7 protein-coding genes are annotated in these 15,924 nt (G+C 28.8%); 5 read left to right on the forward strand and 2 right to left on the reverse strand.

Going from position 1 to position 15,924, the window contains the following annotated elements; genetic code table 11:
• Positions 1 to 22: 22 nt before the first annotated feature.
• Positions 23 to 10,978, reverse strand: a complete 10,956-nt coding sequence (locus HN587_07805; GenBank protein ID MBT7903742.1) for a hypothetical protein — start codon at positions 10,976 to 10,978, stop codon at positions 23 to 25.
• Positions 10,954 to 12,111, reverse strand: coding sequence for a hypothetical protein (locus HN587_07810; GenBank protein MBT7903743.1), 1,158 nt, complete (start codon positions 12,109 to 12,111; stop codon positions 10,954 to 10,956). The genes HN587_07805 and HN587_07810 overlap by 25 nt, the downstream gene beginning before the upstream one ends.
• Positions 12,112 to 12,390: 279 nt before the next feature.
• Here HN587_07810 and HN587_07815 point away from each other — a divergent pair, with 279 nt between their 5' ends.
• The 5 genes from HN587_07815 to HN587_07835 all read left to right on the forward strand — a co-directional run bounded on the left by HN587_07815 (position 12,391) and on the right by HN587_07835 (position 15,914).
• A complete protein-coding gene (locus HN587_07815) occupies positions 12,391 to 12,837 on the forward strand; it encodes an HIT domain-containing protein (GenBank protein ID MBT7903744.1) in 447 nt (148 codons plus the stop codon).
• The gene (locus HN587_07820) at positions 12,834 to 13,367 is read left to right on the forward strand and encodes an HIT family protein (GenBank protein ID MBT7903745.1); all 534 of its coding nucleotides are present in this window, start codon (positions 12,834 to 12,836) and stop codon (positions 13,365 to 13,367) included. Before HN587_07815 ends, HN587_07820 begins: the two co-directional genes overlap by 4 nt.
• 141 nt (positions 13,368 to 13,508) lie before the next feature.
• Entirely contained in the window at positions 13,509 to 14,648 is a 1,140-nt protein-coding gene (locus tag HN587_07825) for a putative DNA modification/repair radical SAM protein (protein MBT7903746.1), read from the forward strand.
• A 46-nt stretch (positions 14,649 to 14,694) separates the two neighbouring features.
• A complete protein-coding gene (locus tag HN587_07830) occupies positions 14,695 to 15,285 on the forward strand; it encodes a DUF4130 domain-containing protein (protein ID MBT7903747.1) in 591 nt (196 codons plus the stop codon).
• A gap of 77 nt (positions 15,286 to 15,362) precedes the next feature.
• Positions 15,363 to 15,914, forward strand: a complete 552-nt coding sequence (locus tag HN587_07835) for an HTH domain-containing protein (protein ID MBT7903748.1) — start codon at positions 15,363 to 15,365, stop codon at positions 15,912 to 15,914.
• Positions 15,915 to 15,924: the final 10 nt, after the last annotated feature.

Here is a 15,924-nt window from a genome sequence, read left to right on the forward strand (position 1 = left end):
CACATCATTTTCAATAAATAAATTATGTTATTTGAATAGTCACATTAGGTCTTCCATCGGAAGTTAAACCATTATTTCTTATTACTAGTTTATATGATCCCGTGCCAACTTTTTTGTCTCCACTCAAAACTAAATCAATATATCTTAAGTCAGTTCGAAGTAAATATTCTCCTGGTTCTCGTCTAAATCCAAAAGCAGGACTAACAACATCTAAAAATTCATCATCATCAAGTTGATCTTCTACTGAACCCGCATCAAAATCAGGTTTTGTCATAAATATTTTTATTGAATGTTCTGACGTATCTGCAACAATTCGATTAAGACTTATACTCGAATCTTCTTCAGATGCAACTCCAAGTTTATAGGTTGAAGGACCACAATAATTCAAATGAGTATCACTTCCAGAAATACCAGTACAAGGGAAAGTTATATTCAAAGTTTTATTTGTAACAACGCCTGTTAAACTTTCACTAACAACAAAAATTCGAACAGATGTAGCCGAAACATTATTTTCATCATAAGATATTGCATACAACTCATTAGTTCCTTCACTTAATAAAATATTTTCAAATGTTGCAGTGGAGGTTACTGATTGATTTGCGCTAACATACACTGAACCATTCTCCATTTCTGAAATTATGCTAACATTAGAACTTGAATCTACTTCAACTACCACATCAATTAAGTCAGATAAAAATGATTGTCCGCTAGTAGGGGAAATAATTGATACAGGAATTCCAATAGTATCAACATTAAATTGATAGTGACTCACATTACCCCAATTTCCTGCATTGTCTTGAGTTTTGACATGGAAATAATATGTTCCATCAGCTAAATTTTCATAACTTACTTCCCACTCATTACCCATATCAACTTTTTTAATTTCAATCGCAAGTTCATAATCTTGAGTTAAATCAACTAATGAATCATCTGTTTGATTAACATAGAAAAGTTTTGTATTTTGATTTATGTCACTAGGTTTTGTTGTAGTTCCAATCGAAATATTATTTGTATTTTCGTCACCAACAACACCTGAAATAACCAAAAAAATATCATAAGTTTCATTACTTACTGTTTCATTAAACATCAAATCAACAGAATAAATATCCGCATCATCTGATGAGTCTGAATAAGCAATATCTCGTTCAAGTAATACAACATTTGAAATAATAGTATAATCAGAATCATTAAATTCATCTAAATCCGCGTCGTAATCATCAAATCTTACAACATATGCCTGAACTAAAACATCTTCTCTTAAATCTTCTACTTCTTCAAATAATTTGATTTTAATTTTTAATGATTGATTTTGCGTAAAATTATCTAGTAATTGTGAATAAAATTGAGTAGTTTCTACATCCGAATCTTCTTTAAGCATAAATGAATTTCCATTTGAATTCATTTCTTGTAATTCTTCTTCATATCTTTGTTCTAAAAAATCATCAGGCGCAGTTCCTGGTTTTTGATCAAGGACATAACTGTAGCCTAAAATTCCACTTTGAATCGATGGAACTCCACTATTATTAATATCAACTGCAGTAAAATTAAAAATAGGATTATTATTATTGTAACTAGTTTCATTATCTGGATGAGTCATACTTTCAATTATTGTTGAATTTGGATTTGTTATATCTACTACTTGCCCATCAGATATTGCAGCCAAAGCGCTTAGGTTATATGGGTTGTATGCTTCTACTTCAAACTTGTATTCAAACCCTTCAGTTAAATTAAGTCCAGTCACAGTAACAGAAGTATTTATTCCAACAGAAGTATAATTTCCATTATTAAATTCTAACCACAAAGAACCATTTTCATATAGCCTATATCTATAATAAGTTTCAGAAATTTCATCAAATGAATTAGTCCAATGAGCACTTAAAGTAGTATTGCTATTTACCCAATCAATATCTTCTCCACTTAACCCATCATAAACAGTCGGAACACTCGTCGGAGGAGTATAATCTTGAATTAATCTATACTCAATTGTTGCATTATAAGTTTCAATATTTCCTGCATTATCTTTTACTTGATAAAATACTGTTTTTTCAGTATCAAAACCAGAACTTAATGTCCATGCTTTCTCAGAAACACATTCCTGCCATTCAGATCCAGCAATTAAATTGTGTGCCCACCAAGCAATATCATCATCTCTCATCGCAGCACTTAAAATATCAACATATCCGTTTTCATCTAAATCAACTAATGCTAAAGCAAAAGAACCATTAAAACTACTATTAATAACATGTTTTGTAAAATTCTGATTTCCATCATTTTCCCACCAAGCAACACCATCATCAATTGCTACCGCAAAAAAGTCTAAATCTCCATCACTATCTAAATCAATAGATTCAATATCTTTAGCTCCATTAAAATTAGTGTCAATATCATGTTGGGTAAAACTTTCACTCCCATCATTTTCCCACCAAACAACATCATCACTCATCCCTGCAGTACCTAAAATATCAAGATCCCCATCAAAATCAAGATCAACAGCATTAACTGCAGAAGCACTTATGAATGAATCATTAATTGTGTGCGAGACAAAATTTTCATCACCATCATTTTCCCACCAAACAACTAAATCTTCTGAAGCTACTGCTCCAATAATATCATAATCAGTATCATCATCTAAATCGACAAGTTCAAATTCAAAAATTTGAAATAATTCAAAACTATTATTTATAATGTGTTGAACAAAATTTTCATCACCATCATTCTCCCACCAAACAATATCATCCCCATTAACCGCATTACCTATAATATCAATATCCCCATCACCATCTAAATCTACAGAATCCACAATTCCTGCAGCCGAACTAAAACTATCATTAATCATATGCTGAACAAAATTCCCAACACCATCATTTTTCCACCAAACAATATCATTAACACCTGCTGCAGAACCCAAAACATCAATGTCTCCATCACCATCTAAATCTACAATTTCTATGTATTCTGCACCATCAAAACTTTCGTTGATGCCTTGTTGAGTAAAACTTTCAGTTCCATCATTCTCCCACCAAACAACCGAATCATTTTGATAAGCAACGCCCAAAACATCAATATCCCCATCACCATCTAAGTCTCCAAAATTAACATCTCTTGCGTAATCAAATGACCCATTTATTATAAATTGCGTAAAATTAATAGCACCTTGTAATGCTTCAAAATTATCATTTGCAAATCTACATTGATTGATCCCATTACTATCCGAATAATCAAGTTGCAGCATTACATTTGGAGATCCAGTTATTGTACTGCTCCCATTTTCTCCAGTAATAGATATGCTTCCAGTTGGATTTGTATTATCAAGAGTAACAGTTACAGGATTTGATTGGAAGGTATTTCCTTTATTATCATTAACATTTGCTCTAAATGTTTGTTCTAAATTATTTGCATTCATAACTAATATTTCTTTTTCATATATTCCATCATGATCAAAATCATTTAATGTATAAGTATAATTTCTTAATGGGTTTCCATCAAAAGTTACAGTATAACCAACTGCTCCTGCATCATAACTAAATGTAATCAAATCTCCTGTTTTTACAATTGATTTATCAACACTAAAATCTCCAACAGGAACTGGCGCTACAACTCCACAAATATTTGCAAATGAATAAGGTGAATAGTATGTGTTTCCACCATATTCTATTCGTCCAGAAATTAATACACTATCTTCGGAAACTCCTGCATATAGACTAAATCCATCACAAAAAATACTATTTCTAATAAATGAATATTCTAAATATGAATTTGTTACATTTGAATTTTCAACTCGACTATCAATTATAGTTGTTGGATCAATAAAACTATTGTTAATTACAGAATTATAAATAATTGAATCTTCAATTATTGAATCTTCAATCACACAAGGAGTATCATAATCACCAACATATTTTAAGGTCGAATTCGTTATATTACTATTTGTTACAGTGCAATTGATAATTGTTGAATCTTGAATATTTGAACTTAAACCAATCAATGCAGTCACATTAGAATTATTTAAAATTGAATTGGTTAAATTAACAAATAATAAATTTGATAAAACAATTGTCGAATCAACAATTAACGCATCATTTTCAATCAAAGAATATTGAATTAAACTATCCTTAATAATGGAAACATCCCTAATAACAGAATTATTAACATCTGAATTATTAATTATGGATCCAATATTTTCAATTGTTGAATTCCACCAAGAAGTATTTTGAATGTAATGATTCCAAACAACATTTATTTGTTCAGACAAAGTAGGAATTTCTCTATTACCCGCATAATCTTCAGAATAATAATTTATCGCCCATTGACGAGTACTATTCACAACACCAAAAACAGTAACTTCAGTTGTTAGATTTGTTTGTTCGATCAAATTAGTATTATTATCTCCAAATTCAGTATCACAAGCAGAATCATAAATACTGTAATTACAGTAATAAGTATAATGAACCCCGCTCAATGTATCTGTTGCATTCAATAAAATTTCAGGATCATCATCCATATACCAATATCTTGAAGGAACATATGGACTAGTATCAGATATGTTATCAGTAGTTGTTGGTCCTTGAGTATCAATTATAAATTGAAAATCATGAATATCATGAGTTCCATTAATTGTTGCAAATAAATCCAAAGGAACAATTTTCAAATCATAACTCCCCTCATCAAAACTAGAAGTATCCATAGTATAATTTAAATCAGCAGTAGTTCCATCTAAATTCCAAACATCAGTAACATTACTCCAATAAACATAATAATTTATTGAATAAATACCTGATTGTTTTGTCCAATTCAAGTCAACACTACTTGAATGATATTGTGTAGCCCCAGGAATAGTAATATTTAATGGACCACAATCACTCGCAGACAAACCTGTCGAAGAATTAAAATCTTCATAATAAAAATTTCCTTCATTTTCTCCAGTTCCCGAATCTAATACACAAAACTCATTTGCGGCAGTCGTTCCATTTTCTTTAACCGCATACAATCCAGAATAGAAATGGTTCAACCAAACATTAGAGTTATTAAAACTATCAAATATGATACTTTGATTTGATGCATAAATTTTATTTCTAGAAATATTAAAATTTTCTCCATTAAATAAATATAATCCATCAGTAATATTTTGAAATGAATTATTACTTATTTGATTAAAATCTGAAATATTATAACTGTATACTCCAAACAAAAAATCAGAAAAATCATTACTCAAAAATGAATTATTTTCAAAAGATTCATTCATATCCATCAAAAATAAACCATAAAGCGAAGGATTACGTCCTGAAATATTATTATATTCAAAACTATTATTACTAGAACAACCCGCAAGAAAAATACCATATCGAGTTATATTATACAAATGATTACCATAAATTGAATTATTTCTAGCACCCATAAAACCAATACCTGCTTGAACAAAACTAATATTATTATCATAAATAACTAAATTAGAAACCAACTCCCCAAATTCACTACAATTAGTAACTATATTAATAATTCCAGTACTTCCAGTACCCGTTCCTTCTAAATTATTATTAGATATGTTTCCGCCATCAATTGAATATAATAAAATAGCTTGATCTGAAAAATTTGAAAGATTATTTCCATAAATAATCGGATTAATTGCATTTGAAATACTTATTGATGAATCAACATCAAACAAATTATTAGAAATATTAACATTAAGTGCATCCTCAAATATTATAGGATCAGAACTCCAATGATCACCTTGAATAGTAACTGACGAACTATTATTAAAAACATTATTTGTTATGATCTGATCCGACCCTTCTGCATAAATTGCCCAAGAACTTGCATTCATAATCACATTATTTTCAATTCTTAAATCAGTTATGTTATCAAAATTCAAAGGAGAATCATAATTTTGAAATGTGCAAGACTTAACATGAATTCCTTCTATATCATCTTGATCAATCACGGAATCTGTTGATCCATTAGTATCAAAAATAGTATTGTTACAATAAAGACTGGTGTTTCCAGTTGTTAAATTTAAAACCCCTCCAAAAAGATAGTTATTAAAATTATATGTTCCAGGACAAAAAATCAAACTATAATTAATTGATAAATTCTCAACAGGAGTAGTACAAGAATCTATATAATAATTATTAGGATAATTATCTAAAGAACTACCAAATGATAAACTAGAATCACAAACTAAATTATTATTAGTATCTAAGCATCCTTCTCGAGGACTATCATAATCTGAATAAAAATTACCTTGATTTGACAAATTAAAATTATTATTTACACCCAAATTTCTTATTGTTTCAGAATTATTTACAAAATTATTATTCCAAACTAAATTATTATCTGACCCGACTGCCATCATTAATGCATAATTATCAAAATCTGAAAATAAACTATCTGAAACATTATTATAGTCTGAACTAACAACAAAATTAACTCCTGCATTAAGATTATCTAAAAAAGTTAAATTAAATAATTTATTATTATCAGAAGAGGCAATATAAACTGAACCATCATTTGAGACATCTTGATTTAATCGAAATGTAAGATTACTAAAAATAGAATTATCAGTTCCACTTAAATAAATCGCATCATCCGAATTAAACTCAAATATTGAATCATATATTTCTAAATAATGTGAACTAGATGTAGTAACACCATAAAGAGCGGAATCATTTATCCATAATTGTTCTAATTTAGAAAATGGAGTATTTATCAAATAAACCCCCTTTTGATAATTAGTTAAATTACAATTTTTTATATGAATTCCTTCTAAATTATTTAAATAAAATCCGTTTCCAACACCCGCACCAGTAAAAACAGTATCATTACAATAAACACTCAGATTGCTTTGTAAAAAATCAACAACACCTGAAGATGAGTCAGTGGTTATAGGATAAGTATCATTACATAAAATAACACTGTATTCTATATTGGGACTAGTATCTGGATTTTTACAATCTCCAACATAATAATTAGAAGGTAAATAATCAGTTAAGCTACCAAAAACTCTAACAGAATCACAAACTAAGTTATTATTGTTGTCAATACATCCTTCTCTTAGACTATCATAATCTGAATAAAAATTACCTTGATTTGAATCATTAAGTACAACATTACTCCCCAATATAGGTGTGGAAATATTAATAAAATTATTTCCTAATACAACTGAATCCGCAGAATCATCAAAAACAATTCCAAAAACCCCATTTTTAACTAAATTATGAGAAAATAAAGTATTAGGTGATTGGTGTAATCTAATCATCTGAGAATCTGCAGCGCCCAAAATAATTGAATTAATAATTGAATTATTAAAAGAATTTAGGGAAGAATAATATGCATTTCCATAAGTAGTATTAACAATAGTAATTGAATCAAAAACATTAAATGAAGCCGAACTTAACTCAATTCCCGTTCCATAATTTTGCATAGTCAAATTTTTTATTTGAATTCCTTCCAAACCAGAATTTAAAAAAATTGCAGAATCATCCTCAACTTCTCCATCACCATTCAAAATAGAATTATTACCATAAACACTTACGTTGCCAACTTTAAAATCAAATATACCCCAAACAGTACTATCAATATTATAAGTATTAGCACACAATATAACACTATAATAAATATCTAAACTATCAACAACAGGAGTACAATCACCAATATAATATTTAGATGGAGTTGGATCATCTCCATAAGAATAGCCATCATACTCATCATCACAAATTAAATCATCATCTAAATCATCACACCCTTCTCGAATACTATCATAATCACTATAAAAATTACCCAAGTCAGACAAATTATAATTATTGCTTCCTGAAAGTTTTTGGCCAATTTGATAAGAGCCAGGATTGTTATCAATAAAGTTATTCGCCCAGATAGAGTTACCACTTGAACCATCCCAAATTATGAAACCATAACTGCCGTGATTAACAATTAAATTTTGGGACAAATTATTATTTTCAGAATCTCCTGTAAAAAAAATACCATATACTTCCCCATCTCTCACTTCATTACTTAAAATTTGAGAGTTGGAAGTATTTTCGAAATAAATAGGATAACTGCTAGAATTAATTATGAAATTATCCACCATATTAAGATAATTGGAATTAGTTGAATAAAATGCAGAATAATAATTATCAAAAGAACACCCCTTAATTTGCACCCCAGTTAACTCATAAAAACGAATTCCTCTAGAATTAGGTGTGTCATCACTAATAAACCGAGTATCATTACAATACACACTCACATTACTAACTTGAAAATCAACAACTCCTGTTGAACTAGTTGTATTTATGTTATAGGTATCATTACACAAAATAACACTATACTCAATTGCTAAATCTTCAACCGGCACAGTACAATCACCAATATAATAATTAGAAGGCAAATAATCTACCGACCCAGAAAAGGTTATTTCAGAATCACAAATTAAATTATTATCTGAATCATAACATCCTTCTCGAGGACTATCATAAAAAGAATAAAAATTACCTTGATTCGATGAGTTAAACGATAATGCTTCATCTAAAGAACCAAAAATAGAGCTAGAATTACTAATAAAATTATTTCCATAAATTAAACTATTAGTACTAGTACCCCCAAAAGATATTGCTTTCTCATAAAATGTGTTATTAATAACATTTAAGTTATTTACTCCCCCCACTATACTCAAACTATAAATCCCTAAATCACCAACTAAAGTGTTATTTGTTATAATAACATTATCCGAACCTAAACTTATCCCGCCATTTGAATTATTAAAAATAAAATTATTTTCTACTAAAGCAAACGGTCCAACACCATCTACCCCATAAACAGAATTATTCCAAATAGTATTATTTATCAAATGAAAATAATAATCATAAATTGACGTTCGCACACCTCTTGAAAATCCAGAAATATTACAATTAGCTAAGGTAGTATAATTATAATCCCCCATAAGAGTAATATACAAATTAACACCCAGATATGATCCTGATAAACCTTTAATCGAATAACCACCACAGTCAATAGTTGCTTCATTTGCCCCAAAATTTAGTCCATTATCAGAACAATAAGTCCCACCAGTATAATTAACTAAATCTTGATCTAATGTTAAATTACCAATTACATCCACAGCACACACAGGATATATTGTTTCTGCACTATATTGTCTTGTTAAATTAGCACAATTACTCGAATAACCACTAACACCAAGACCATAATAATTACCATAAAATTCATTTGAAGTATTAAACCTATAGTTAGAATGTTTAGAAATCATCGGCCCACAATAGTCTTGAGTATTTGCACCATTAACTATTCCTCCTGAACTTAAAATATTATTTAAATAAATATCAGTTATAGCACCATTAGGAGTTACCAAAATATCTTTATTGTTATTGTTTAAATTATTCCCATTAATAGTTGCATTAGTATTTCCTGAGTGTAATTTAATACCTGATGATTCAAGTTCACCAGCACAATAAGTGATTGTATTATCATAAATATCTACAATTGCAGGATCATTAAAAAAAATCCCATAATTAGAATTATTAATAAAATTGTAATAAATTTTTGTTCCCGCAATATCACCACTCGGCCAATTAAATGCGATTGCTTGATTAAAATTCTTTAAAGTACAACCCAATATTGAAACATCATCTGCAGATGAATTATCAACTTGAATTCCAGTATCGGATTTAATTCCAATAATAACAGTACCATCACAAATTAAATCAACATTTGCAGCACTAATTGAAATATAAGGATTAGACCCCCCACTCAAATTGTACTCTCCAGGACATAATAAAGTATCTTCAGTTATTACCATTCCCGCATATGGTATAGTACAACCACCCCTAGTCCAACCAAATGTTCTTGAAAATAAGTTCAAACCATCACTATTAAGATCATCTAATTCAGACATACCAAAAAAAGAATATCTAACATTAACTGTTTCATTAGTTCTAACTGCCAATACTGAACTTGAAGGCGAACCATATTTATCAATTAAACTTTGAGCACCAATTAAAAAATCAGATTTGTACAAATAATTAAGATGAGTGGTAACATCTGCAATTTGAGTATTTACTTCTGCATATTCAGAAGTAATAATATGAGAATTATTATAAATATCTACATCATCTTTATTAAGAAATTGTTCTGTTGATGTACTATCAACCAATCCTTTAAATCCCGCTTCAACTAAAAGTACCGGAATTAAATCTGTTCTTAATTTACTACCTGGATCAGATCCCAAACTACCAACACTTTCAGAAACAATTGCAACATCATAATTTAAATAATCAGTAGTTGATATGTTTGAATCATCAATATAAATTACGTCATATCCCCATCCAGTCAATTTATCATAAAATGGAACATCATAACTAGCATCAGGACTTGAGGGATTACCAACAACCAGCCCAACTCTTAAAGCTTCATTTAATTTTCTCGTTACAATATGTTGATTAACAACTTCTCCACCAACTATTGGATTTGATGGTAAAAAATCTGCCTCAGTCATAGAATCAATTTGTCGACCAAAAGAAGTCCTTCCAGTATAACTTGAAACAGAACTTATTAAACCTGGCGAGGCAGTATCAAAATAAACCATAAATGCGTATTGATTTCCGTTAAACAAAGGAACATTTAATTTACCGCTTGAAACTTCATTAGATGCACCAATTGAAACACCAAATAATTCTCTTTCAAATATATTTGTCCAAGTTCCACTATCATTTTTCCAAATAACAAATTTTAAATCAACATCACCATCAAGATCTAATCCTTCTTGTACAAAATATGATAAAATAACTGTTTCATCCATATCGTAAATATTACCTATTCCTTCTTGTGCGAAAGTATCAACTTCATCCAAAAACCCTGGCCCAACTAAATCTTCATAATAACCAAAAACATTAGAACTCATAACTACTAAAACTATTAAAACGAGTAAACTTAAAATTCCTCTTTTCAATTTCATTGCACTTGTTGTTTTAGCCATTGTTTAAATATGTTATCTTCTATTTCAAATTTGCCACGTTCTTCATTCACAATTATTTCTTTCTCCTCAAGGATTGATAAAAAACGTCGAACATTAGTTTGTGAATAATTTAGTTCTTTACTTATAGCAGAGGGAGTGTTAAGATCATGTTTTACCATGCAAACTAAAATCATTCTTTCTTTATTGCTTAACCGATTTAATTTCTCTCTAAATATAATAGTGCATTCTTCTTCTAAAAATTCATCAAACACTAAATTAAACTTATCTAAGTTTAAATCACCAACGCAATTTAATTTACGACCTAAAAATTGAAGATAAAACGGAACTCCCTGAGTTACTAAATGAATTTTTTGATATACCTCATCACTCAACTTCATCCCAAGATTTTTCTCAACAAGTTTTTGTCCAGTTTCTAAATCAAATGGTTTTACACTCATAACAAAAAAAACATCAGAAAATAGCGAAGAATCATCAATAATTAATTTTTGTGCAATAACTAAATTAGATAAAGTAATATTTAATAAAGTATTTTCATATCCTGCATGACTTTCTTTTAATATTTTTAAAATATCTTCAGAATCAAAACCATTTTTTAATTTTAATATATCCCCAAACTCATCAAAAAATAATAAACAGCTAGTATCCGTTTCTTTTGCTAATTGATCCGGCAAATCAAATAACGATTTAAACAAAGAATTCATATCCACTTCTTTTTCTCTTTCAAAAGTTAATAATAATTTTACAGAATCAAGAAGTTCTCCATCAAGATTCATTCCCCTAAGTAATGTATCAAGTATTCCTAATGGTGCTTGATATAATTCATCAATGTTAATAGTAAGTCCTAATATTTGTTTATATGATTCAAGAATTGTTTTTGATAATTTTCTAATAAAATTATGTTGTGAATTATCTGTTAAGCAATCAAGTGAAAAATATATTTTTACAATTTCTTTTTCTGGGGTTAACTTATGTATTGCTTGTTTTACTAATGAGGTTTTTCCAAGGTTTTTACTCCCAATTATTGCAAAGCCTTTTTGAGAACTAGGATTTTTTAGTGTAGCAACTAATTCTAATACTTGTTTATCTCTACCCACAAACTGTGTACCACTTACTGGACGCAGTGTAAAACCCACTTTTTTAGTACCTCTTTGTAATAAAATTTCTTAAGTTTTTTTCTTATAACACGAATTATAATAATTATTTTTATTAAAAAACAAATTGACTATTTAAATGTTTCCAAAAAAAGACCAAATAATAAAAAAAACAAACAAAAAAACAAGAAAAATAATTATTAAAAAAACAATAAATTTAATTAATTAATAAAAAAAGTGTAAATAATTTTTTTTATTATAATTTTTTTTAACAACAAGGTTATAAACATATAATCCTAAAACACTTTAAAAGAGGTCATAATGGATAATCAATCATCAATACCTGAATGCATTTTCTGCGAAATTTGTAAAAACACAATAGATTCACATAAATTATATGAAGATGAAATTTGTTGCGCAATCCTCGATATTAATCCTGCAGTTCCAGGACAAACACTCATAATACCTAAACAGCACATACCAATTATCCCATTAGCAAAAGAAGAAGTTTCTTCTCATTTATTTATCGTAGCAAAAAAAATATCCAAAGTTCTCCTTCAAACACTAAACGCGTCAGGAACTAACATTTTTATTCAAAATGGTGTGGCCGCAGGTCAAACTTCATCTCATTCTTTAATTAATATAATTCCCAGAATCAATGAAGATAAGTTAACTGCATTTAATTTAGAAAAAAATGAAGTTAGTGAAAAAATTCAAAAACAAATTTTTGAAATGATTCATCCCAAAATTCAAGAGGTGCTTAAATGAATTGCCCTTATTGTAATTTAATTAAAACCTCGAACTTCCCATTATTATTTGAAGACGATCAAGTTGTTGCATTTCTAACTCCAGTCCCACATATTGCAGGACATATTTTAGTTATGCCAAAAGAACATATCCCAATCTTAGAAAAAATCTCGGATGATCTAGCAAAACATTTATTCAACATCACAAATAAAATTAGTTCTGCTTTATTTGAATCATTCAATGCACAAGGAACAAATATTTTAATTCAAAACGGTCAAGGTGCAGGACAAGAAGTTCCTCACTTTTCAATAAACATTTTTCCCAGAAGAGATAATGATGGATATTCGTTTGAATGGGATGCAAAAGAAATTAACGAAAAAGAATTAGAATCTTTAAAAAAAGAGATTACCCAAAATTTAGATAAGAACCAACAAAATAATGAAAAAATAAATTCCCCTGCACCAACTAATCCAATAATTCAAAAAGAAATTGATGAAGAAAAAGAAGAAGACAAAAACTATCTTATAAAACAACTAAAAAGAACTCCATAAAAAACTATTTCAATAATTTAACAAACCACATCTCAATTTAATTCTAAACAAACACCTAATTCACACACACTCCCTCAGTCTCACTGGACACTGGACTTTCCCGTGTGAAGTATTTAAAGCAAAACAAACTAAAACTCATAAATGGAAATTGGTGAGAAAATTAAAATTTTAGGAGACGCAGGAAAATGGGATACTTGCGCTAGCACGTCTTCAAATAGAACAACCAACACAGATGATAGAATTGGCAATGTTGCAAAAGGAGGAATTTGTCATTCATTCACAGAAGATGGAAGATGCGTCGCACTATTCAAAACTTTAATGACTAATCAATGCAAATTTGATTGCAAATATTGTCAAAATGCAAATAATTGTACAAAAAATGCAACAATGTACAAACCAGATGAACTTGCAAAAGTTTTCATGCATCTGTACACCAGAAATTATGTTGAAGGTTTATTTCTCAGTTCAGGCGTTTGCAAAGATGCAAATTATACAACTGAAAAAATGTTAGAAGCAATTCAATTAATCAGAACAAAATACAAATTTCAAGGTTATATTCATTTTAAAGTTTTACCTGGAACAAGCAGATTTTTAGTTAATGAATCAAGTAAAATTGCAGATCGTTTATCAATTAACTTAGAAGCACCAAACACTTCAAGAATGGCAAATATTAGCAGCATCAAAGACTTCAAAACAGATATTATAAGACGACAATCTTGGATAAAACATTCAATTAAAAATAATAAGCAAACTTCAGGGCAAACAACTCAATTAGTAATTGGAAGTAGTGATGAAACTGATTTAGAAATTTTAAAAACAATTGATTGGGAATATAAAAATATGGATTTAAAACGTGCATACTATAGTGCTTTTGTTCCAGTACACGGAACTGATTTAGAATTTAAAGATAAAACTCCTTATGTTCGAGAAAATAGATTATATAATGTTGATTTTATGATGAGACAATATGATATAAAATTAAATGAGTTTAAAGAAGTCATGAATAACGATAATCTCCCAAAAGGAGATCCAAAAATTCATTTAGCAAGAAATTACTTTGATGGCCCAATTGATGTAAACGAAGCATCAAAAGAAGAGTTGTTACGAATTCCAGGAATTGGTCCCACTTGCACTCAACGAATTATGAGTATGCAAGACAAAGGCGCAAAGATTCAAAAAAAGAGTCAATTAAAATCAATCGGAGTTGTTCTAAAAAGAGCAGAACCATTCTTAAGAATTAATGGAATCAGTCAAAGAACATTAGCAGCATTCGCAGTTTAACAAAAAAATAACACAAAATAAATTAACAAAAAAGAGAATATAAAAAATGAATCCACTAGAAGACATGTTTAATTTAGCCAGCCGTCATAAAAATTTTAAACAACCATTATTAAACAAAGTAAAAGCTCAAGACATTCGTTTAGTTCAAAATCTAGCAACACCTGAAGCCCGACAACTTTACAAATTGCACCGCCAAGTAGGAAGAGAAACACATTTGAAAACTGGTTTTATGCGTTTTGAATCCTCCCCTAATGGAATTCTTTTTGGCAAAACTAGATTGGAACATAATACTCTTGATTTAATTCTTAATCATTTTACTCAACGATTTCCAATATTCCACATAGCAATTCAATTAAATGGAAAAACTTTTGTTCAAGGTCCAAAAATTAAAAAAACATTTAATTTTGAACTTGGAGCTACAATAAAACATTTAGAACTAATGCTTCCAGTAAATCCAATTTTAAGCGAATTAAATTTTGAAGAAAATAATATTTGGGAAAAATTTTATGATTCTCAATATATTGGCCAAAGAAGAAATCTTAGACTGCAAAGACAAATGATGCCATTTAAATACAGAGATTCTATTTTTGAAACCGCTAAAAGCAAAAGATCAAATGATCTAAGAAGTTATTTTTAGAGTAAAAAAACAAAACATTTTTATATAGGTGGTCATTTATATAACCAGCTGGTAAAAAATTTAACCACATAAGAAAAATGAATCAAATATTTAAAAACAACCAATATAAAATTCTTGAAAAATTTATAGAATTACCAACTAAAGAATTTTCAATCAGAGGCATTGCAAGAGAACTTAAAATAAGTCATGCCACAGTACTCAACCACATCAAAAAACTACAAAAATTAAATTTCATAATAAAAAAAGAAGAAACACTCTACCCCACATTCTATGCAAATACCGAAAATTCACAATTCAAATTTTATAAAAAAAATTATTTAGTTTTCAAGTTAATTAAATCTGGTTTAATTGAATTTATTCAAAAAGAAACTCTAGCATTTTCAATAGTTTTATTTGGGAGTGGAGCAAAAGGAACATTTAACTCAAAAAGTGACATAGATGTTTTTGTGGAATCAAAACAAAAAAACCTCAATTTATCAAAATACGAAAAAAAATTAAAACATAAAATTAACATGTTATTTGAAACAAACATAAACCAACTATCTAAAGAATTGCGCAACAACATAATAAATGGAGTTATTCTTTCAGGCTTTATAAAAATCGAGGCAAAACAAAAATGTCAGAAATGAGCTGAAAAGA

It is taken from the genome of Candidatus Woesearchaeota archaeon (assembly GCA_018675335.1).
GTDB lineage: Archaea > Nanobdellota > Nanobdellia > Woesearchaeales > UBA11576 > JABJCP01.

Coding starts and splice junctions, on each gene's coding strand:
- HN587_07805 (MBT7903742.1), bottom strand. CDS start 10,978: ATGGCTAAAACAACAAGTGCAATGAAATTGAAAAGAGGAATTTTAAGT.
- HN587_07815 (MBT7903744.1), top strand. CDS start 12,391: ATGGATAATCAATCATCAATACCTGAATGCATTTTCTGCGAAATTTGT.
- HN587_07835 (MBT7903748.1), top strand. CDS start 15,363: ATGAATCAAATATTTAAAAACAACCAATATAAAATTCTTGAAAAATTT.
- HN587_07825 (MBT7903746.1), top strand. CDS start 13,509: ATGGAAATTGGTGAGAAAATTAAAATTTTAGGAGACGCAGGAAAATGG.
- HN587_07820 (MBT7903745.1), top strand. CDS start 12,834: ATGAATTGCCCTTATTGTAATTTAATTAAAACCTCGAACTTCCCATTA.
- HN587_07830 (MBT7903747.1), top strand. CDS start 14,695: ATGAATCCACTAGAAGACATGTTTAATTTAGCCAGCCGTCATAAAAAT.